Source organism: Marinobacter alkaliphilus (assembly GCF_055394375.1).
This window is the reverse complement of record NZ_AP043751.1, coordinates 2,264,570-2,283,027: the sequence shown is the minus strand read 5'-3', so window position 1 is coordinate 2,283,027 and position 18,458 is coordinate 2,264,570. Positions and strand designations below refer to the sequence as shown.

22 protein-coding genes are annotated in these 18,458 nt (G+C 54.8%); 11 read left to right on the top strand and 11 right to left on the bottom strand.

What is annotated here, in order from left to right; all coding sequences use genetic code 11:
* Position 1: 1 nt before the first annotated feature.
* From ACZ5Q2_RS10460 to cysQ, 5 genes are all read right to left on the bottom strand, one after another.
* Positions 2–1,909: a DUF1302 domain-containing protein gene (locus ACZ5Q2_RS10460; RefSeq protein ID WP_432210155.1), complete on the bottom strand. Its 1,908-nt coding sequence runs from the start codon at positions 1,907–1,909 to the stop codon at positions 2–4.
* A 99-nt stretch (positions 1,910–2,008) separates the two neighbouring features.
* On the bottom strand, positions 2,009–5,131 hold the full coding sequence (locus ACZ5Q2_RS10455) for a hypothetical protein (RefSeq protein ID WP_432210156.1): 3,123 nt from the start codon (positions 5,129–5,131) through the stop codon (positions 2,009–2,011).
* A gap of 240 nt (positions 5,132–5,371) precedes the next feature.
* A complete protein-coding gene (locus ACZ5Q2_RS10450; protein ID WP_432210157.1) occupies positions 5,372–6,643 on the bottom strand; it encodes a GGDEF domain-containing protein in 1,272 nt (423 codons plus the stop codon).
* A 180-nt stretch (positions 6,644–6,823) separates the two neighbouring features.
* Positions 6,824–7,303 carry a transcription/translation regulatory transformer protein RfaH gene (rfaH, locus tag ACZ5Q2_RS10445; protein ID WP_432210158.1) on the bottom strand — a complete coding sequence of 160 codons (480 nt, stop codon included), beginning with the start codon at positions 7,301–7,303 and terminating at the stop codon, positions 6,824–6,826.
* Positions 7,304–7,375: 72 nt separating this feature from the next.
* On the bottom strand, positions 7,376–8,143 hold the full coding sequence (cysQ, locus tag ACZ5Q2_RS10440) for a 3'(2'),5'-bisphosphate nucleotidase CysQ (protein WP_432210159.1): 768 nt from the start codon (positions 8,141–8,143) through the stop codon (positions 7,376–7,378).
* Between the two features lie 165 nt (positions 8,144–8,308).
* Here cysQ and ACZ5Q2_RS10435 point away from each other — a divergent pair, with 165 nt between their 5' ends.
* Positions 8,309–8,959 (top strand): transposase, encoded by a 651-nt coding sequence (locus ACZ5Q2_RS10435; protein ID WP_068351376.1) that lies wholly within the window; start codon positions 8,309–8,311, stop codon positions 8,957–8,959.
* 60 nt (positions 8,960–9,019) lie between these two features.
* Here ACZ5Q2_RS10435 and ACZ5Q2_RS10430 read toward each other — a convergent pair whose 3' ends face one another.
* Positions 9,020–10,381, bottom strand: coding sequence for an MBL fold metallo-hydrolase RNA specificity domain-containing protein (locus ACZ5Q2_RS10430; protein WP_432210160.1), 1,362 nt, complete (start codon positions 10,379–10,381; stop codon positions 9,020–9,022).
* Positions 10,382–10,434: 53 nt separating this feature from the next.
* A complete protein-coding gene (rlmE, locus tag ACZ5Q2_RS10425) occupies positions 10,435–11,064 on the bottom strand; it encodes a 23S rRNA (uridine(2552)-2'-O)-methyltransferase RlmE (protein WP_061331488.1) in 630 nt (209 codons plus the stop codon).
* 247 nt (positions 11,065–11,311) lie between these two features.
* On the opposite strand from rlmE, the gene ACZ5Q2_RS10420 reads away from it, so the two are divergent.
* The 6 genes from ACZ5Q2_RS10420 to ppnP all read left to right on the top strand — a co-directional run bounded on the left by ACZ5Q2_RS10420 (position 11,312) and on the right by ppnP (position 14,241).
* Complete coding sequence (locus ACZ5Q2_RS10420) at positions 11,312–12,082, top strand: TrmH family RNA methyltransferase (protein WP_432210161.1); 771 nt, start codon at positions 11,312–11,314, stop codon at positions 12,080–12,082.
* A complete protein-coding gene (locus tag ACZ5Q2_RS10415; RefSeq protein ID WP_072676759.1) occupies positions 12,079–12,429 on the top strand; it encodes a hypothetical protein in 351 nt (116 codons plus the stop codon). The genes ACZ5Q2_RS10420 and ACZ5Q2_RS10415 overlap by 4 nt, the downstream gene beginning before the upstream one ends.
* Positions 12,430–12,531: 102 nt before the next feature.
* A complete protein-coding gene (locus ACZ5Q2_RS10410; RefSeq protein WP_432210162.1) occupies positions 12,532–12,960 on the top strand; it encodes a nucleotidyltransferase substrate binding protein in 429 nt (142 codons plus the stop codon).
* Complete coding sequence (locus ACZ5Q2_RS10405; RefSeq protein ID WP_230714421.1) at positions 12,947–13,273, top strand: nucleotidyltransferase domain-containing protein; 327 nt, start codon at positions 12,947–12,949, stop codon at positions 13,271–13,273. The genes ACZ5Q2_RS10410 and ACZ5Q2_RS10405 overlap by 14 nt, the downstream gene beginning before the upstream one ends.
* A 193-nt stretch (positions 13,274–13,466) precedes the next feature.
* Positions 13,467–13,943 carry a glutaredoxin family protein gene (locus ACZ5Q2_RS10400; protein ID WP_227510105.1) on the top strand — a complete coding sequence of 159 codons (477 nt, stop codon included), beginning with the start codon at positions 13,467–13,469 and terminating at the stop codon, positions 13,941–13,943.
* Between the two features lie 16 nt (positions 13,944–13,959).
* Positions 13,960–14,241 carry a pyrimidine/purine nucleoside phosphorylase gene (gene ppnP / locus ACZ5Q2_RS10395; RefSeq protein ID WP_058089907.1) on the top strand — a complete coding sequence of 94 codons (282 nt, stop codon included), beginning with the start codon at positions 13,960–13,962 and terminating at the stop codon, positions 14,239–14,241.
* 72 nt (positions 14,242–14,313) lie between these two features.
* On the opposite strand, the gene ACZ5Q2_RS10390 is transcribed toward ppnP, so the two are convergent.
* The gene (locus tag ACZ5Q2_RS10390) at positions 14,314–14,757 is read right to left on the bottom strand and encodes a pilin (RefSeq protein ID WP_061331494.1); all 444 of its coding nucleotides are present in this window, start codon (positions 14,755–14,757) and stop codon (positions 14,314–14,316) included.
* A 170-nt stretch (positions 14,758–14,927) separates the two neighbouring features.
* Here ACZ5Q2_RS10390 and ACZ5Q2_RS10385 point away from each other — a divergent pair, with 170 nt between their 5' ends.
* Both ACZ5Q2_RS10385 and ACZ5Q2_RS10380 read left to right on the top strand, forming a co-directional pair.
* Complete coding sequence (locus ACZ5Q2_RS10385; RefSeq protein ID WP_061331495.1) at positions 14,928–15,179, top strand: type II toxin-antitoxin system HicA family toxin; 252 nt, start codon at positions 14,928–14,930, stop codon at positions 15,177–15,179.
* A complete protein-coding gene (locus tag ACZ5Q2_RS10380) occupies positions 15,176–15,517 on the top strand; it encodes a type II toxin-antitoxin system HicB family antitoxin (RefSeq protein ID WP_061331496.1) in 342 nt (113 codons plus the stop codon). Before ACZ5Q2_RS10385 ends, ACZ5Q2_RS10380 begins: the two co-directional genes overlap by 4 nt.
* A 95-nt stretch (positions 15,518–15,612) precedes the next feature.
* Here ACZ5Q2_RS10380 and ACZ5Q2_RS10375 read toward each other — a convergent pair whose 3' ends face one another.
* Together ACZ5Q2_RS10375 and ACZ5Q2_RS10370 are read right to left on the bottom strand one after the other, a co-directional pair.
* Positions 15,613–15,912: a HigA family addiction module antitoxin gene (locus ACZ5Q2_RS10375; protein WP_197463813.1), complete on the bottom strand. Its 300-nt coding sequence runs from the start codon at positions 15,910–15,912 to the stop codon at positions 15,613–15,615.
* A gap of 12 nt (positions 15,913–15,924) precedes the next feature.
* Entirely contained in the window at positions 15,925–16,203 is a 279-nt protein-coding gene (locus ACZ5Q2_RS10370) for a type II toxin-antitoxin system RelE/ParE family toxin (RefSeq protein WP_061331497.1), read from the bottom strand.
* A gap of 339 nt (positions 16,204–16,542) precedes the next feature.
* Between ACZ5Q2_RS10370 and ACZ5Q2_RS10365 the strand changes: the two genes are divergently transcribed.
* Positions 16,543–16,800, top strand: a complete 258-nt coding sequence (locus ACZ5Q2_RS10365; RefSeq protein WP_061331498.1) for a type II toxin-antitoxin system RelE family toxin — start codon at positions 16,543–16,545, stop codon at positions 16,798–16,800.
* Positions 16,797–17,171, top strand: a complete 375-nt coding sequence (locus tag ACZ5Q2_RS10360) for a helix-turn-helix domain-containing protein (RefSeq protein WP_061331499.1) — start codon at positions 16,797–16,799, stop codon at positions 17,169–17,171. Before ACZ5Q2_RS10365 ends, ACZ5Q2_RS10360 begins: the two co-directional genes overlap by 4 nt.
* Before the next feature lie 355 nt (positions 17,172–17,526).
* On the opposite strand, the gene ACZ5Q2_RS10355 is transcribed toward ACZ5Q2_RS10360, so the two are convergent.
* Positions 17,527–17,919 (bottom strand): hypothetical protein, encoded by a 393-nt coding sequence (locus ACZ5Q2_RS10355; RefSeq protein WP_156471727.1) that lies wholly within the window; start codon positions 17,917–17,919, stop codon positions 17,527–17,529.
* Between the last annotated feature and the right edge of the window lie 539 nt (positions 17,920–18,458).

The following is an 18,458-nucleotide window of genomic DNA, read 5'->3' as shown; positions in this document are numbered from 1 at the left end:
ATCAGAATGAGTAGGAGATGCTGGCCGCGATGAAGTCGCGGTCCGAGATTTCGTTGTATTTGCCACCAAAGAAGTTGGTGTAGCTGATCGAGCCGGAGTAGCGGTTCTGGTAGTTGGCATCCACTCCGATACTCACGGACTTGTTACCTTCCTTGAAGTTGCCGCCGGGATCTGGCGCGTAGCCCTTTACGTCGTGCGACAGAACCAGCTTCGGCAGCAGGTTAATGCCGGCAAAGGCGTTGGAGTAGTCCAGCGCAAACAGTGCCCGGTACCCCCAGGAGAAGGATGTGGTGAAGCCGTCGCCACCACAGTTGGTGGGGTTAATGTTCAGGCGAGTGGTTTCATCGCCCGGGCCCTGGCTACAGAAATCGCCGGTGAAGGATTCGCCGTCGAGAGGGACAGGGCCTACCCCAAAAATACCGGACCGTCCGTAGCGGGCCTCGCTCTTATCGGGCAGGTCGTGCACGTAGGTGGCACCAATCTCGGCAACAGTGATGAAACGCCCTGCTCCAAGCACCCGGTCCACGAAGTGGATGAACGTAGCCTGAGCCTGTGACACATCATAACGGTCAAATCCATCCACCGGCTTACCCGCGTAGTTAAAGCCCGGATCGCTGGCCTGAACACGTTGCTCCAGTTTGCTAATCACCTGACCATCCGGACCTCTCTGCTGAACTCCGCCGTAGATCAGCTCGAAGGTATTCCACTGAATCGGCATGTTCGGCCGGAAGCTGTATTCAGCCCCCAACGAGGTGCCGGTCGGCAGCGTGGTATTGATGCTCACACCGAACAGGTCGATGCCTTTGGGGTAGTCGATGTAGTAGCTAGGGAATCGGGAGAACGGCAAGTCCGGATCGTTGATCTGCCCCGCCTCTGGCGATTCCGGGTTATTCACAATACCGCTGATGTAGGGCAGACGGCTGTGATAACGGATGTAGTAGAAGCCGAGTTCGGAATCCAGCGCGGGCACGAACCAGCGCACGGCGACACCAAACTGGTCTTTATCGCCCGGCTCAACATCGCCCTCCCTTGGGGAGATAAACCCCTCTTCAAAGGCCTGTGCGTCTGGTACCTGACCTGCCAGCAGAACGGGGCCGCAGCCGTCTGCGGCCACGTCTGCAGAGGAGAAGAAGGTACCGCAATCGTCGATCTTGAACGGTTCCCACTCCAGCTGCAGATAGGCTTCAATGTTGATATCGGGTGTGATGCCAACCGAGGTGTAGATCATGTTCACCGGCAGCAGTACGTCCTTCAGCTCGGCACCTGGGCTGCGGAACGCTGGAACATCAATAGGGTTGGTGGCATTGATACCGCCGAGAATAAATGTACTTTCACCCCAACTAACAACCTGCCGCCCTACCCGGGCCGAGACGGGCACGTTACCTGCGTACCAGTCTGTAAAGATGTATGCGTCCAGAAGATCGACCCCGGCCGCATTATCTTTGGCTTCGGGGTTCAGCTCTCGGCGTTGACCCACCGGGTCAACCGCGCGCTTGTTATCCTTCAGCTCGTAATCGTAATAATAGGAGCCACGCACCAGCGCACCGACACGTGTCAGGTAATCGCTGTTCGGCCGATAATCCAGAAACAGTTCAGAGCGACCACGCAGGATCTGGGAGTACGGGTCGCCCTTTTTAAAGTTCAGGTTGCCGTCATCGAAGTTGTTGGAAGACGCCCCGGTGTTGCTGAAGGCAAACTCCGGGCCGAGGTTACCCTGGGAGATCAGGTCTGGATCCTGGTCTTCCAGGCGAATACCAATACCGGCTGTCAGGGTAGTGCTGAATGTGGCATCTATGCCGTACAGGTTAAAGTCGATGGCCGATGCTGGCGAGGCCAGCATGGCGGCAATGGCGGCCGCCAGGCCCGAGTTTCTCTTCTTGAAACGGCTACTTTGTTTTGTTGTTTTCATGATACTGCTCCCGTGTTTGGGCTGCCCCGGCGCCGATCCGCCGGGGCTTTGACTCTTTGTTGATACTGATCGTCTGATCTGGCGATTTAACGGGGTACTTTAGCCACCCAAGAGGCCACCAATACCATCCAGCAGGCCGCCGCCTTCTTCGCCGACATCTTCGGATTCATCGGGCTCTGCACCGCCGTCGGTCTGGCCGTCACACTCCGGGTCACCCGGCGCGTTACCCACGTCCTGGACAACGCAATCGTTGGTCACATTGACGGTAAAGCTTGCCTCAGCATTGGTCTTGGAACGGAACAGGGCCACCAGTTGCGCCGCCATTTCGTCAAACACCGCGCTGGAACTGAATGGATCAGCGCCCTTCTGGCCGGCCGAGATCGGGTTGCCGTGGGAGCCTTCCAGGTAGCGAGTGATGATTGGCCGGGTGCCGTCGTCATCCGCGCTGTCGATGCTCACCGCGCCCATGAACCGGGCCATGGGGTCAGTACCTGCCAGCGGCGCGGGCAAGCTGTTGATCTGGAAACCGGAATCGGTGACCAGTTCAAGCGGCCCGAGATCGTACAACTCGGCATCTGCTGCATTTGGAATGGTGCCGTCGGATGGACGGTCTGCATCACCATCAATACCCACAATGGAGGTGACCAAGGTGGCGCTGTTACCTGAGGATTCAAACAACGGGGCGAAAGCCGTAGGGTCGGTAGAATCCAGCAACGCCTGGAAGACGTTGAAGTAGATATTCAACTCGGTGCGGCCTTGGGCAAGGAGACCATCAGATGCAGCATCCAGGCCCGGCAGCAGCGCCGGCGCAATGGTGTTACGGGAGTTTTCGGCTATCCGGGTGAACTGCCCGCCGGTGTTGAAGAACACTGACGCCAGAATCGGATTCAGGTCCGGGTTGTCCCTGGCCGCAAGGTTGTTGATGACCGGGTACGGCACGCCACCCATGCCGCTCAAGGAATGGCTGATGAAGTACACACGATCTGTGTTGATATTCACACCATTCGAGCAGTCACCCGCAGCGGCACAGGCATCGATGGCATCTTCAATCGCGGGCAGTAACGCGTTGACATGCAGCAGGTCAAGGGCGCCCTGGCGCATGTTGTCACGGGTATTGGCGTAGTTGGTAAAGTTCAGGAACAGACTGCCGGATTCCGGGTTCGTTACCTGGTCTGCCGGTACGGCCTGCATCGCTTCGTTGGCCGTGAAGCCGAAGTGACGTTCGGTGGCATCCGGAGAGGCATTTGGCTGCATGCCAATTTCGACCATACCCGGGGTTTGTTCTGGGTTGTCTTCATCCCTGGCACTGGTGGCAGCCTCGCCAAACACGCCGTTTAGTGGCATGTCGATACCAACGGTCACAAAACAATCTGCGTTATTGCTCGGCGCACCACCGCTGTCAGCAAGGCACAGCAAGCCCGCCGCTGTGGCCATCGGCAGGATGGCAGAGCGATCCTGAGTGGCCGCGTGCTGATAGATGATGACCGGATAACCGGCGGCAGGACCACCACCAAAGGAAGGATCTGGCGTTCCTACAATGATTGGGATCTTGGTATCGGCCTGCTTCTGAGCAAACGGGAATCGGTAGCTGACCCGGTTAGATTCAGCCTGAGGCAGCTCCGGATTCTCACTGAAATCTGCCGGCAACCAGGAGCCTGTCTGCAAAGGTGAACCGTCAGCGCCGTCAGGAAGCTGCTGGTAGTACGGCAAGGTGATTTCACCTTCATAAACCTGCAGGTTCACGTTGATTTCGGTAAGGAACAGGTCTGCAGCCGTTTGCTCAAGGGCCGGATTGACCTCACCACCATCTTTTTGGCTGAAAAAACGAACCGGCGAGGGTTCCTCCGCTCCTGGGGCTCTGGGGATGGGAGTAATAGCGGCAATCTGTTCTGCCAGTTCCACAGCTCTTTGGGAGAAATCGACCGTTTCTTCAACTGCTTGGGTGGCGGCCGCCTGCAGGGTAAAGGCCAGTTGCCGGTCAACAGCTTCATCGGCGACCAGATCGGTGTATCGGAGCTGGATACCGTTTTCATTGGCAATGGTCAGGATCTCCGCCAGCTCTTCATCATACAAACGGAAACTGGTATCCGTCAGCAAGCTGAACATACGCTGGTTGATCTGCTGATCCTGTTCCTCCGCGCCCGCAAGCTCCTGGCCTGAGAAGTTGAAGCCGCCGGCAAAGACCTGCCCGAGAACAGATTTCTTGCGCTCGGTCATCAAGTTCTGCCTCAACCAGGCTGTCGGTGCGGCATTGGCCAGAAGCACATCTTCAACAGCGGTTGTAGTGAAGCTGATGGCAAAGGTCACATCACTGAAGGTGGAAGCTTCTGCGCCGCCACCTCCGAGCTCACGCTTGAAATTAAAGAAATCGCTACCCCATGCCCTGGCCGGCAGCATGGAATCCCGGAACGGCTGAAGCGCCGGATTACTAATGACAAATTCCGGATTGGATGCGGTCTCGAAGCGATTTTCTCTAACCAGCGGATCGCCATCTTTATCCACAATCTTGTTACCCAAAACCACCGCATACTTGGTTTTCGGTTTCAGCGGCTTGATAGGCAACAGGCGAATGGCGTTATTCTGGGAGCCGCCAGCGGCACCGGCTGGCCCGTTCGCATCCACGGTAATGATTTCAACACGGAAGTTTTCTTCCAGCAGGCTCTGATAAATCTCATCTGCGGCCGCAGTGTCGCCCTCTGCTTCCAGGCGCTTGGCCAGGCGGTAGCGATCGGCTGCGACAATGCCACCCACTTCGCGGGACTGCTGGAACACGCTGTCGCCAGAGGGGAACTCGATTTCCAGAACGTAGATGTTCTGATCCGGGTTGGGCACCACCTCGCCATCGATCTCAACGAAGTTGCGGGCATCCAGTGTCTGGTTCGGGTCCAGGCTGTCGCTGATCTTGATATCAAACGGGGCGAGAATGGAGTTGCCATCCACAAACCCCAAGCCTGTCGTAACGGGGTTGGCGGGATCGGTACCGTTCAGCATGGTGCCGTCCAGCTCCGGGTTCAGGAAGAACAGCGGATCGCTGGGCAGCGGAAATGCGGTTTCCAACGGCCGGAAGATCGGCATAGTACCTTCAGCAATGATGTTCGGATTGCTGATGTTGTAAGTTGGATTGGCATTTTTGTTGGTTTTCCCACCGCTGTCCAGGCACCCAGTGAGTGCAGTACTGGCGGCGAGGGCGGTGATGAGTGCTCTGTGTTTGAATCTAGCCATTGTGACCATCTCTCCTGCTTATTTTTGTATTTCTGGCAAGACAGACTCCTTTCTACCAAGCCTTTTCACTGAAAAGTCTATCGCATAATATAACGCATTCCAACCATATTCAATTGGATATGCATCTATTTTTGTAGAGCATTACCCTATAACACAACTTATGCTTTATGATCATAGGCTTGCAAGCAAGAAATGAACATTCATTCAGTGTTTTTTTTTCGGAAGGAGTTTGCCCTTGTGTCAGGCGACTTTAGACTGCGCCAACACCCGGTTTCGGCCTGCCTTCTTGGCTTTATACAAAGCCTCATCGGCACGCTTAACCAGGCTTTGGGCGGTATCGTGGGGGGTGAATTCGGCAACACCCAGACTGATGGTGACAGAACGGCACACCTCAAAATGGGCGGTTTCCACTGCTTTTCGAACGTTTTCAGCAACCACCATGGCGTTTTCCAGGGTGGTTGCTGACAGGATCACCAGAAACTCTTCTCCACCCCAACGGCCCAGCACATCGGTTGCCCGTATCGCCCCGGCTGAGAGCCGGGATACTTCCTGCAGCACCAGATCGCCCACGTCATGGCCGTAGGTATCATTGAAGGACTTGAAATGGTCGATATCAAATAGCACGACAGACAAGGGGTTGCGGTAGCGCTGGGAACGCTCAATTTCCTTTACCAGGGACTCTTCGGCAAAGCCCCGATTGGTCAGGCCTGTGAGCTTGTCGGTTCTGGCCTGGCTGAGAATACCGTTCAGGTAACTGTGTCGCTCCAGAATGATGGAGGTGACAAACAGGTAGTTTGCAATTCTGTTGCTGTCCGGCAGTGGGAATCCCTCGTTGAAGCTCAGGATATCGAAGGTGCCCAGTACACTACCGTCTACTTTTTTGATGGGAAAGGAATGCCAGGACTGGACCGCTTCCGGTAATCGGGTAGCCGGGGGCTGATCCCGGTGTTTTTGTGCGGTGGGCTCGCGCCTGACCACCACGTGTTCGCCCAGCAAGGCCGATGTTGCGTGCGGGGCACTTCCATGTATCAGCCTTGCTTCGCTGAACTGTCGGGCAACTGCCTCCTTGATTCCCTGGTGCCAGGCAAGTTTGAGTGTTTTGGTGTTCTGGTCCAGCACAGAGATGCCGAAAGCCATCCAGAGAGTCGACTCTGGGCTCGGGTGAAGTAGTTCGAAGGCTTTTTCGAGGCCCTTTGACAGATCGCCCTCGTTGAGGATCGATTTGATAATGCGGTTTTCCTGCTCGGCGGGGGTTACCGCAAGCGAGGAGTCTGGGGCGCTGGCGATAGAAGCCGAATCGCGAAGGTCATCCAGTGCCGAAGCCACTTCAGTGTGCTCATTGCTTAATTGCGCTACACGCGCATTCAACCGCTTCAATTGCTGGTTGGAAGTGGTTCTCAGTGTTCTGATGTCGGTTCTGAGCTTTACCACGCTGGCAAGCAGTGCAACTGCAAGCACGAGAACAGACAGACCGATCAACATTGAAAACGGCTGATCCAGATATTCGGCCAAGCGTGATCACCATCCTTTGATTACGTCTTACCCCGAGTGCCATTAAAGCATCTCGGTTGCCGACAACACATCGACTAATCAACATGCTGCCTTTAGCCCACTGCCTGATTCAGTAGGGTTTATGTAATGATAGAAAGAGAAATGTGAATTCGTGTAATAGCACACACTTTCCTTTGGTCGCTAGCGACGGATAACGGAAACCGGCACCTTTACCTGCTGCTGTTTCTGCATGAAAGTGATCAGAACGATGGCCCGCTCCTCACCATCGTAGGCCTGAAAGATAGCGCTGATGCCCTTGAACGGCCCTTCATCCAGCTCAACCAGCTGCCCCGGCTTGATACCGCCCTGCTCCGCGACTTTATCCAGGCTGACTTTGATGTGCTCAATCACCTCATCGGCGATGGCGGCCGGCTTGTTGGCAAATCCCACGATACGAGCAACCCCCCGCGTGGAGCGAAGCTTCGACCACATGGGATCGGCCTGCTCCAGGTTCACAAACAGGTAACCGGGAAACAGCGGCTCCAGCTTCCTGGTCCGCTTGCCAGCCCGGATCTTCTCCACCTCAATCTTCGGGTAGAAACAGGCCACCTCTTGATTCTGCAAATGCTGCAGCGCCCGATCCCCCTGCGCTGGCTTGTGTTGTAAAGCATACCAAGTCATGAAAAATCCATCTTTGGGGTCAGACCCCAGAACATTTGATCAGGTGAAATGTCTTGGGGTCTGACCCCAACTTCAAAAATACCAGCTACCCGCCGCAATGAAATGCGGATTCAGCACATCTTCCTTGCCGTATTTCAGGGGTTCGCCCTGGGGCGTCTGCACGTTGCCGCCAGCGGCCAGGAGGATGGCGTGGGCGGCGGCGGTGTCCCATTCGCTGGTGGGGCCCATGCGGGGATAGATGTCGGCATGGCCTTCCGCTATGCGGCAGAACTTCAGGGAACTGCCCGCCTGCACGGTTTCGTGGTCACCAAGGCTGTCGATAAAGGTGCGGGTTTCCTCGTTCAAGTGGTTTTTACTAGCCACCACCCGCAAGGTTTCCCGGGGTTCCACTACGCGAATGCGGTGTATGCGGCCAGTGCGATCACGCATGCTGGCGCCCTCGCCTTTGATGCCCCAGAAGGCTTCTTTCAGTGCCGGCGCGGTAACCACGCCCATCACCGGTTCGCCGTCTTCAATCATGGCGATGTTGACGGTGAACTCACCGGTGCGCTGGGTGAAATCCTTGGTGCCGTCGATGGGGTCAATCAACCAGAAACGACGCCAGAGCTTGCGCTCTTCCCAGGGAATCTCTGCGCCTTCTTCCGACAAGATCGGGATATCCCGCGTGAGGTTACGAAGCCCCTTCATAATGATGTCGTGGCTGGCCGTGTCAGCAGCGGTGATGGGTGACTGATCTTCCTTGTAATTCACCTTGAAATCGGACTGGTAGATATGCAGCGCCTTCTCGCTGGCTTCATCTGCAATTCTGATCACTTCCGGAAGAATAGAGCTGTAATACATGTTTGCGTCCTGCTGGCCGTATCTGCCTCAATAATAGCAAATTTTGGGGTCAGACCCCCGGACATTTGATGGGGTAAAATGTCTTGGGGTCTGACCCCAACTTGAATTTTTGGGCGGGTTGCGGCAGATTGTTGTGGTTATAAATCAATTCACAAGGACTGTGAGATGCCCCGCCGACCACGGATTTGCCCGGCCGGGATGCCCCAGCATGTTATTCAGCGGGGGAATAACCGGCAGGAATGTTTTCAGGATCTGGCCGATCACGCCACTTATGCAACCTACCTTTCCCGCTACCAGCGTGAGTTCCAGGTGGATATTCACGCCTGGGTGCTGATGAGCAACCATACCCATCTGTTAGTGACGCCCAACGCTGAGGGCGCGCTTTCAAGCCTGATGAAGGCGGTTGGTCAACGCTACGCCCAATATTACAACCACAAGTATGACCGCACCGGTACCTTGTGGGAGGGGCGGTTCAAATCCTGCCTGGTGGATACCGATCAGTACTTTCTGCAATGCCAGCGGTATATCGAGCTGAACCCGGTTAAGGCGGGCATGGTGGAGTATGCCGGCGACTATCAATGGTCCAGCTATAACTGCCATGCCTATGGGATGCGTTCGGGTATGCATACGCCACACGACTGCTACCTGAACTTTCAGCCCGATGCCGAAAGGCGTTTCGTCAGCTACCGCGCCTTTATCGCTAGCCCCGCGCCAGAGGGAATGGATGAGCAGATTCACTATGCAGCCATCTCTGGCAAGCCGTTAGGGTCTGAGGAATTTCGGGAACGTATCAAGGCGAAATTCGGAGAGTTCTAATTTGGGGTCAGACCCCAGGACATTTGATGGAGTGAAATGTCCGGGGGTCTGACCCCAATTTTATATTTCGACTTCTTCGAAGAGTTCGGGCACCTCGGCGGGCCAGCCGAATTTCTCGGTGATGCGTTTGCGCATGGTGTCGCTGGCGACGGGTTCGCCGTGGGTGACGTAGACTTTTTCTGGTTTCAGGGTGCCCTGCTCCAGCCAGGCCAGGATTTCGTTGTAGTCGCCGTGGGCGCTCATGGAATCGAGGTTGTGGATTTCCGCTTTCACTGGCCAGTATTCGCCGTGGATTTTGACGGATTCGGCACCGCTCACCAGCGCATCGCCACGGGTACCCGGCGCCTGGAAGCCGGCGAACACCACGCTGTTGCGGGGATTAGGCAACAGGGTTTTCAGGTGGTGCAGCACGCGGCCGCCGGAGGCCATGCCACTGGCAGACACGATCACGCAGGGGTAGCGCACGGCGTCCAGCTCGATGGATTCCTCAACCGTGCGGACAAATTCGGTTTTTTCATCCATCAGCTCGCACTGGGCGCGGTTTAGTTTGTGTTCTTTGTGATGCTGGCAAAATATTTCTGTGGCTTTGATGGCCATCGGGCTGTTCAGGTACACCGGCAGTTTCGGGATTTTGCCCTGCCCCATGAGTTTGTGAATCACGTACAGGAGCATCTGGGCGCGGCCCACCGCAAACGCGGGCATTAACACGATGCCTCCCCGGCCGGAGGTTTTGGTGATGATCTCGGCCAGGTCGCCTTCGGGGTCTGACTCTCCATGAGTCCGGTCGCCGTAAGTGGATTCGCACACCAGAACGTCCGCATGCTGCAACGGCTCGGGTGGTCGCATAATGAGATCGTTCTGGCGCCCTACATCACCGCTGAACACCACCGTGCGGGCGGCGCCTTTGTGGTGAACATGCACGCAGGATGAACCCAGGATGTGCCCCGCCGGAGTGAAGCTCACCTCAAAGCCTTTCACGGGCTCGAACTTCTCGTGGTAGTGCAGAGACTCAAAGTGTTTCAGGGCTTCCCGGGCGTCTTTTTCGGTGAACAGCGGCTCGGGTTTTTCGTGTTTGGAGAATTTCTTCCGGAACGCGTACTTGGCGTCTTCTTCCTGCAGAAAGCCGGCATCTGGCAGCAGCACTTTGCACAGCTCATGAGTTGCCTTGGTGCAGTAGATCTTGCCCTTGAAGCCGTTTTTCACCAGTGCAGGCAGGTAGCCGGAGTGATCAATGTGGGCGTGGGTGAGCACCACGGCATTGATGGTTGACGGGTCTACCGGAAACGTCGCCCAGTTGCGCCGCCGCAAGGTTTTTACCCCCTGATACATGCCGCAATCCACCAGCAGGCGGTGGTTTTCATCAGAGAGCAGATAGCGAGAGCCGGTGACGGTGCCTGTGCCGCCGAGGAAGCGAAGTTTCATAAGCGTGTAAATCCTTGTCTGGTGGATACTATTTCCAGCTTAGCGCAAAAATACTAACGGGACAGACCCCTAAACCCCTTACCAACCAGATAAACCTCCCGCGAGCGGGCTCGTGAAGAGTCGGGTTTTCGGACGACGACCTTGGTGAAGACTTCACGCATGGCTTTAACATAGTCGTCATAGCCTTCGCCGTGGAAGACTTTGGCGACGAAGCTGCCTTTGGGCTTGAGTACCTGGCAGGCCATGTCGAGGGCGAGCTCTACCAGATACATGGAGGCAGCCTGGTCGGCGGCGTTGACGCCGCTGATGTTGGGGGCCATGTCTGAGATGACCACATCGGCCCTGGCGCCATCCAGTATCGCCATAATCTGGTCAAATACTTCCTGCTCGGTGAAGTCACCCTGGATGAATTCGACGCCGGCGATGGGGTCCATAGGCAAGATGTCGGAGGCCACGACCCGGCCTTTGTGGCCAACCAGTTTGGCCGCCACCTGAGACCAGCCGCCGGGTGCCGAGCCCAGATCCACCACCAGATTGGTGGGCTGGATTAGCCGGTCTTTATCATTGATTTCCAGCAGCTTGTAACTGGCACGGGAACGGTAACCGTCCTGTTGCGCTTGTTTCACAAAGGGGTCGTTAACGTGCTCTTCGAGCCAGCGGTTACTGCTTTTGGAACGGGCCATGGTTTGCTATCTGCGTTACTGCGGAAACAGGGCATTGTACGCTGCCACCGGCGTTGCCGCAAAAGCACAGGCGCCTGACAAGTACCCATCTCCAAAGTACAATGGCGGCCATTCTGACTTTTATTCCAACCCTAATCCGCCGGGCAGTCGCCGGGCGGCCTGGACACACCATGATTCGCGTTACCGAACCGGCTTTACCCCTTGACCACCCCGAGGCTGAGCTGGACACCGCCGGGAGCAATCCATCGTGAAGCTCGACGACATCAAGAAACTGCACCAGAAAAAATACCGCCAGGCCTTCGGGCATTTTCTGGTGGAGGGGGAGCATCTGGTACTGGAATTGGATAAAGCACGTGAGCAGGCCCCTTCCACCTGGGGGCAAGCGCAGCTCTATGTCACCAGCGCCTACGAACACTGGCGCAGCCCCTGGCCGAAACACCTGATCAGCGACCGGCAGATGGCCCTACTGGCCGACACCAAAACGCCTCAGGGTATTCTGGCGGTGGTACCAATGCCGCCGGCGCCAGCGGAAAGCACCGCCCCCGGCGAAAAAGCCGTTTACCTGCACGAAGTCCAGGACCCCGGCAACCTGGGCACCATTTTCCGCACTCTGGCCTGGTTCGGTGGCATGCGCTGCCTGCTCAGCCCCGGCAGTGTCGACCCGTTCAACCCGAAAGTGGTCCGCGCCAGCATGGGGGCGATTTTTCACGTGCCGATTGAAACCGAGGTTTCACTGGACACGCTCGCCAGCCGCTATCCTCGCATCGCCTGCCTGGATATTGGCGGTGAACCCATCGCCAATCCGGCTTTTGCACAACACGACTGCTACCTGTTCGGCAATGAAGCCCGCGGTGTGCCCTCGGAAGCTTTGAATGAGCTGGCCGCCCAGCGCTTCACCATTCCCGGCGCTGCAAAGATCGAGTCCCTGAATTTGGCCTCTGCGGTAAACATGGCGGTCTATGAGCTGAACCGGAGCACCATCGCCAACGTCGCATCCCCCTTCAAGGCAAACCAATGATTCGCAAGTACGTAATCGGAACCCTTTCCCTCGGAGTATTTCTGGCCTTTATCCTGGCCATGGTGCTGATGGTGCAACTGCACCGCTACGGCATCGCCGTGGATGTCGCCCGCCTCGAAAACCTGCAAACCTGGGCCGGCGACGATGCCGAACGCCAGGCACAGATGCAGAGATACTTCGAGCAGTGCATCGACAACCACCGGGATGTGGAAGACAAGCGCAGCCCGGAGCACATCCGATCGCTGTACCAGTGCGCCGAAGAACATGGTTCTGCGGAGATTGCCCTGATGGTGCGGCAGGCGCCTGAAACGGTGGAAGCCCCCGCGCCCCTGCGCTGGTTCTGGTGATTCAAGTTGGGGTCAGACCCCGGAACATTTGATGGGGTGAAATGTCTTGGGGTCTGACCCCATGCTATTCTGACGGATACGCGAGATAAGGGAGAATTAAAGGTGACAGAGCAAGATGTCCGCTGGCTACAGCGATTCAGCAATTTCAAGAAAGCGTTCGGGCAACTTGATTCAGCTGTGCAACTTTGCCAGACACGAGATCTCTCTGACCTTGAAAAACAGGGCCTGATTCAAGCCTTTGAATACACGTATGAGCTCTCCTGGAACACGATTCGCGATTATTTCCGCTGGCAAGGTAACGCCAATATCGCAGGATCTCGCGATGCAATTCGAGAGGCATTCGCCAATGGCCTGATTGAAGATGGTGAGGGCTGGATGCGAATGCTGAAAGACCGGAACCGAACTTCGCATACCTACAACGAAGAAACAGCCCGGGAAATTCTTGAAAATATTCTGACCCAATACCACACGCTTTTCGCCACCCTCAACAACAGGATGGACCAAGAGGCAGAAAAGCATGACCTTGCCTGAAACGTCTCCGCAAGCAGACCAATTCGGCTTACCCGCCCACGCTATTGGCTGCCTCAAAGCACTCTTCGAAAAATACCCTGAAATAGAACAAGTGACTCTTTATGGCTCCCGCGCCAAGGGCAATTATCGCCATAACTCGGATATCGATTTAATGCTCACCGCGCCAACGCTTTCCTGGCGGAGGTTCAATAACCTGGAACTGGAGATTGATGATCTGCTACTGCCTTGGAAAGTCGATCTGGCTTTGCAACATCAGGTAGAGAACCAAGACCTGCTTGAGCATGTTGAACGGGTGGGCGTGCGTGTTTTGTGAACCCTTCATTCCTTCATGATTCGCACCGCACGCTCATCCATGCAGCTTCGAACGAACGAGTTCATGGACCGTTGGTCACCCGATTCATAAAATTCCAACATGAGCTCGTTGAACTCCAGTTGTCGAGAGGCGGGAATATTAATAGCTGTGAAATTGGGGTCAGACCCCGGAACATTTGATGGGGTGAAATGTCTTGGGGTCTGACCCCAAATTATCAGCCGTGGTATCCTTACCGCCCTGTTTCCAGCACATCCGTTCATCTGCAATTAGTTTAGGTTTTCTTATGCGAATGATTATTCGAGCTTTTTTCCGCCTGCTGCGGCTGGTTCTAACACCGTTTATGTTGCTTTCGGAGAAGCTCAGTACACCGAAGGCCGTCAGCCGTTCGCCTGAGCAGCAAGCAGAGATTGATAAGGCCACCGAAAACCTGGCGCTTTACCAGTTCCGGGCCTGCCCCTTTTGCATCAAAGTTCGTAAAGAGATGGCTCGGCTGGGGCTGAATATCGAACTGCGTGACGCACAACATGACCCAGCGCATCGTGAGGAGCTTTTGAATGGCGGCGGCGCCGTTAAAGTGCCCTGCCTGCTGATCACCAATGACCAGGGTGAGAAGCAATGGATGTATGAATCTGGTGATATTAACGCCTGGCTCAATCGGCAGTTTGGATAAATAAGGGGTAATGACCATGTTAAACGTAAACGAATACTTCGGCGGCAAAGTAAAATCCATTGCCTTCCAAGGTGAGTCTCTGCCTGCAACCGTAGGTGTGATCAGTTCCGGTGAGTACGAGTTCGGGACCAGTAAAAAAGAAGTGATGACCGTTGTCAGCGGCGCATTAACCGTTCAGCTTCCGGGTAGCGATAGCTGGACGCGCTACGGGGCCGGCGATGCCTTTGAAGTAGCGGCCAACACCAGCTTCAAGGTTAAGGCTGACGTAGATACCGCCTATTTCTGCACCTACGAATAACAACATGGGGGTCAGACCCCAGAACATTTGGCGGGGTGAAATGTCTTGGGGTCTGACCCCAAATTCACAAGTTCAGAGCACGGTGCAATTTGCTGGTGTGTAGCTGGCTCGCCATTGGCTAGCGGCTGATTTATCGATAACACAGCGCCATTCGCCGGCCACAGTGCGCTCGAATCGAAGAATGACACCTACAAGGTTCGGGTGTGCATTGCCCCCCATGGTCACTTGCAGGTGACCAGATCCGTCAGCATTCAAGGTGCCTATTTCGGTAGCAATATCGCCTGTGGTCAGGTTTGACGGGCTATAACCAAGAGACTGGTTATTGATACCAGAAGTACCCGTGGTGTTGGCCTCGAATCCTGAGCGATAGGCGCCAAGCTCGCTAACCGCCCGCCCCACCTGGGTTTTAACAACATACCCTTGATACACCGGAATGGCCGCTGCCGCCAAAATGCCGATGATCGCAACAACGATCATTAACTCAATAAGGGTGAAACCTTTGGTGGGCTTTGGCATTGCTCTGTCTCGCTGAATGGTCACTGGGACATGTTCAGCAAGATGGGGGCCATGTTTGACGAGGTTGTGCGAGCCTGTCTATGACCAGGCTTTGCGGTAGATATCAACGCCCACAATCTGGACACAGCCCAAAAATGCAACTAAAATCAGTCGCAAAAGGGGATTTATGGATGTCAAAGCACGGAAAGCTACTGACAAAATTGCTGAACAAGCATTCAACATTTACCTGGCAGGAACTGATAACGCTTCTAAAAAGTCTCGGCTATCGCCAGATCGAAGGTCACGGTAGCCGCATTAAGTTCGACAATGGAGACCCGCAAGCTCTGATTAACCTTCACAAACCGCATCCCGGCAATGAGCTAAAAGCTTATGCAAGGCGCCAGATAATCGAGAACCTTAAATCCGGAGGGCTAATTCAATGAGCAACATGCTGAAATATCGAGGCTACTACGGCTCTATTGAAGTGAGCACGGAAGATAATTGCCTGTTTGGAAAACTGCAGTTCATTCGGGCACTGGTTAATTATGAAGGAGAAACAGTCGCAGAGCTTGAGAAAGCATTCCAGGAAGCGGTTGACGACTATCTGAACACTTGCGCAAACCAGAACATAAAACCCGAAATACCCTGCAAGGGTTCGTTTAATGTGCGAGTTGGCCACGATTTACACTTGGCGGCGAGCGTCGCTGCCCGCCGCCAAAGCATCTCTCTGAACGACCTCACACGCAACGCACTCAGCGAGTATCTGGAGCACCACCCTTGAGTGCGTTGGCCTGGTACATTTGGATTGGGTGACATCTACCAGTGGGGAGGTTAATGCCTGTCCATAATGATTATGCCTATAATGATTTATGGTTTTCAGGCAGCGTGCGGCTGTATCTCCTTAGCAATCTTAGCTTCTTTGCCCATCTGAGCCTGGCGCAGCTCAAACTCAGTTTGCAGGTTCAACCAGAACCGCGCACTGGTGCCAAAGTAACGAGCTAGTCGCAGCGCTGTGTCTGCGGAAACGCCCCGGTTCTCACGAACGATCTCGTTCATCCGCGTCGCAGGAACATTCAAAGCCTTCGAGAGCGCATTTACGCTCATCTCGAGCGGCTCCAGATACTCTTCCCGCAGAATCTCTCCAGGGTGAATGGGACGCATACCATTGCTAATCATTGTGCGACCTCCTCAGTGGTAATCAACAATTTCAACATCTTCCGGACCGTCAGCAGTCCATCGAAAGCACATCCGCCACTGCCGGTTAATGCGGATACTGTGCCGGCCTTCCCGGTCACCGCTCAAGGCTTCAAGCCGGTTACCAGGTGGGGATTTCAGGTCATCCAGCTCTGAAGCTGCTTGCAGCACTATCAACTTACGCTCAGCTGCAGCTTTTATCGCCGAAAACCGCCTGGTTTTTCCAGTCTCAAACAGCGCTTGAGTGTCTTTGCACCGGAAGCTCTTAATCATACCGCTAGCGTATAACGCTTACCGTTAAACGTCAAAAAGCATTTATAACCAGTGCCTCGTGTGGCGACACTCACATTTCCCCTCAGGCGTGCAAGCTATTGCCTGTCCAGCGTGCAAGCTATTGCCTGTCCACGATCTATAGCGAGTGCCCGATCTATAGCGAGTGCCTGTCCATAATGAAGATTATGGCTATCCGGGCAGAGCTTGACGCTCTATGAACTGGCTCGATCGCCCTCAACCACTTCGAGCTTCACCCGAAAGCCAGGGGCTGCCGCATATTTTCTGAGTGTAAAGGCAGCAAATGTTTACCAACAGAAAACTTTAAAGTAAACTCGCCTAATGTACAAATTGACCTACAAAAAGTCAGCTCTGAAGGCCCTGCAAAAAATACCCAAGGCACAGGCTTTAAAAATGCACCAGGAACTGACAGCAATGGCTCAAGCACCATATGCCTATAAAGGCGACTGGAAGCCGATGAAGGGCCAACCATTCTGGAGGCTGAGGCGAGGGAGTTATCGGGCCATATGTAGCATTGATAACGGTGAATTAGTGGTGCTGGTGTTGAAGGTTGGCGCAAGAGGAGACGTTTACAAATGAGCGCTCAAATTATTGAACGAGAAGGCAAACCAGAATATGCGGTGGTGCCCTACAACGAGTATCTCGAGCTGCTGGCACTTGCCGAAGATGCACAGGATGCTGCGGACGCCGAAGCTGCAATGAAGGAGCTGGCCGCAGGCGAGGATGAAACCATTCCGGGAGACATTGCAGAACGCCTGATAACCGGGAAGGAACACCCAGTGAAAGTCTGGCGAGAATACCGCGGACTCACCCAAGAAGCCCTTGGCAAGGCGGCCGGAGTTGGTAAGTCATACATTAGCCAGATTGAGAACATTGGCAAAACTGCTTCCACTAAAGTTCTGAAAGCCATGGCCGAGGCGCTTGATGTTGGGATGGACGATTTGGTTTAGTCAAGTCGGGGTTCAAGCGTTCAGATACCCCCTTCTACCACGTGATTTCCCGCTGCGTGCGCCGCACCTTCCTGTGCGGGCAAGACCGTGCCACCGGTTCAGGCTAGTGCCTGTCCATAATAGCAGGCTGGTTCAGGCTAGCAGGCTAGTGCCTGTCCATAATAGCAGGCTAATAGCCCTTCTCAGGATTTCGGCTGCAGCCTCACCGCCCCCTCCCCCAACGCGTCCCCCAAATGCCGCACCAATACCGCCGACGATCACCGCGCAGGCGACACCGCCAATACCTGCAGAGGTAACTCCAAAGGCCAAGCAACCATACGAGGAAGGATCATACTGCTGCCTGTCCCTAATCAGGCTAGATTGCCCCCAGATACCAACCCGATAAGAAAAACAAAAGCGTAAGAGTTACGCAGGCGGTATAGGGCACGATCACCCAAAGCTTCAATGAACGAGGTAAAGGCTCTTCCTCATCACCCATTCGGGATTCGATACGAGCCCCAATACGCGGAAGCTTCCGGAATACAAAGAAAACATATACATGCGAAACCCTCATCCAGCGACCAATGGGACCATTGCCCCAGATACTGCGGATCCCATCCAATTGCTTACCGGGCGTTGCAATCCGCCGCTCGACTTCCACAGTTTTGCAAAAAAATAGTGTAACCATCAGCAGCATTAGGATGACACCAATCCCCAACGATGCAACCAATGTAACCTCTGCTATCAACTTAAAGTGTTCGTCAGTCATGAATTGCATTTCTCAATATTTCGCCGGCGTGTACCCCGAGGCTCCCGCCCCCAGCACCGCCAGCGGCTGCACCAATGCCACCCTGCTTTGGCATTGCTCTGTCTCGCTGAATGGTCACTAGGACATGTTCAGCAAGATGGGGGCCATGTTTGACGAGGTTGTGCGAGCCGAGCCTGTCTATGACCAGGCTTTAAAAGATCAAACCCACTATTAACAACACTGCAAAGCATCCGTACAAAATTAAAGAAGGCACTACCGCCCACAAAGTCAGTCGAGCAGGCAATGGTGTGGAGACGTCACCGATTTTCTCTGCTGATCGGTTGAGCCGGCTTGACGGAACCGATCTAAGCAAGAGAAACGTAAACACATAGCCGCTTCTCATTAACCTCCCAAGGGGATCATTCCCCCAGATTCTTCTGTGTTCAAGCGCAGAAGTGCCGGGACGTGAAATTTTCTCTTCGATTAGGGACACACGAGAAAAAGCAAAGGTGAGGATTATAAATAACGATACCAGCCCTAGCCCCAGAGCCCCAGCACCT

What these genes read in the sequence shown, in the direction of transcription:
- ACZ5Q2_RS10460 (WP_432210155.1), bottom strand. Translation starts at nt 1,909, where the DNA reads ATGAAAACAACAAAACAAAGTAGCCGTTTCAAGAAGAGAAACTCGGGC.
- ACZ5Q2_RS10455 (WP_432210156.1), bottom strand. Translation starts at nt 5,131, where the DNA reads ATGGCTAGATTCAAACACAGAGCACTCATCACCGCCCTCGCCGCCAGT.
- rfaH (WP_432210158.1), bottom strand. Translation starts at nt 7,303, where the DNA reads ATGACTTGGTATGCTTTACAACACAAGCCAGCGCAGGGGGATCGGGCG.
- cysQ (WP_432210159.1), bottom strand. Translation starts at nt 8,143, where the DNA reads ATGTATTACAGCTCTATTCTTCCGGAAGTGATCAGAATTGCAGATGAA.
- ACZ5Q2_RS10435 (WP_068351376.1), top strand. Translation starts at nt 8,309, where the DNA reads ATGCCCCGCCGACCACGGATTTGCCCGGCCGGGATGCCCCAGCATGTT.
- ACZ5Q2_RS10430 (WP_432210160.1), bottom strand. Translation starts at nt 10,381, where the DNA reads ATGAAACTTCGCTTCCTCGGCGGCACAGGCACCGTCACCGGCTCTCGC.
- rlmE (WP_061331488.1), bottom strand. Translation starts at nt 11,064, where the DNA reads ATGGCCCGTTCCAAAAGCAGTAACCGCTGGCTCGAAGAGCACGTTAAC.
- ACZ5Q2_RS10415 (WP_072676759.1), top strand. Translation starts at nt 12,079, where the DNA reads ATGATTCGCAAGTACGTAATCGGAACCCTTTCCCTCGGAGTATTTCTG.
- ACZ5Q2_RS10405 (WP_230714421.1), top strand. Translation starts at nt 12,947, where the DNA reads ATGACCTTGCCTGAAACGTCTCCGCAAGCAGACCAATTCGGCTTACCC.
- ppnP (WP_058089907.1), top strand. Translation starts at nt 13,960, where the DNA reads ATGTTAAACGTAAACGAATACTTCGGCGGCAAAGTAAAATCCATTGCC.
- ACZ5Q2_RS10390 (WP_061331494.1), bottom strand. Translation starts at nt 14,757, where the DNA reads ATGCCAAAGCCCACCAAAGGTTTCACCCTTATTGAGTTAATGATCGTT.
- ACZ5Q2_RS10385 (WP_061331495.1), top strand. Translation starts at nt 14,928, where the DNA reads ATGTCAAAGCACGGAAAGCTACTGACAAAATTGCTGAACAAGCATTCA.
- ACZ5Q2_RS10380 (WP_061331496.1), top strand. Translation starts at nt 15,176, where the DNA reads ATGAGCAACATGCTGAAATATCGAGGCTACTACGGCTCTATTGAAGTG.
- ACZ5Q2_RS10375 (WP_197463813.1), bottom strand. Translation starts at nt 15,912, where the DNA reads ATGATTAGCAATGGTATGCGTCCCATTCACCCTGGAGAGATTCTGCGG.
- ACZ5Q2_RS10370 (WP_061331497.1), bottom strand. Translation starts at nt 16,203, where the DNA reads ATGATTAAGAGCTTCCGGTGCAAAGACACTCAAGCGCTGTTTGAGACT.
- ACZ5Q2_RS10365 (WP_061331498.1), top strand. Translation starts at nt 16,543, where the DNA reads ATGTACAAATTGACCTACAAAAAGTCAGCTCTGAAGGCCCTGCAAAAA.
- ACZ5Q2_RS10360 (WP_061331499.1), top strand. Translation starts at nt 16,797, where the DNA reads ATGAGCGCTCAAATTATTGAACGAGAAGGCAAACCAGAATATGCGGTG.
- ACZ5Q2_RS10355 (WP_156471727.1), bottom strand. Translation starts at nt 17,919, where the DNA reads ATGACTGACGAACACTTTAAGTTGATAGCAGAGGTTACATTGGTTGCA.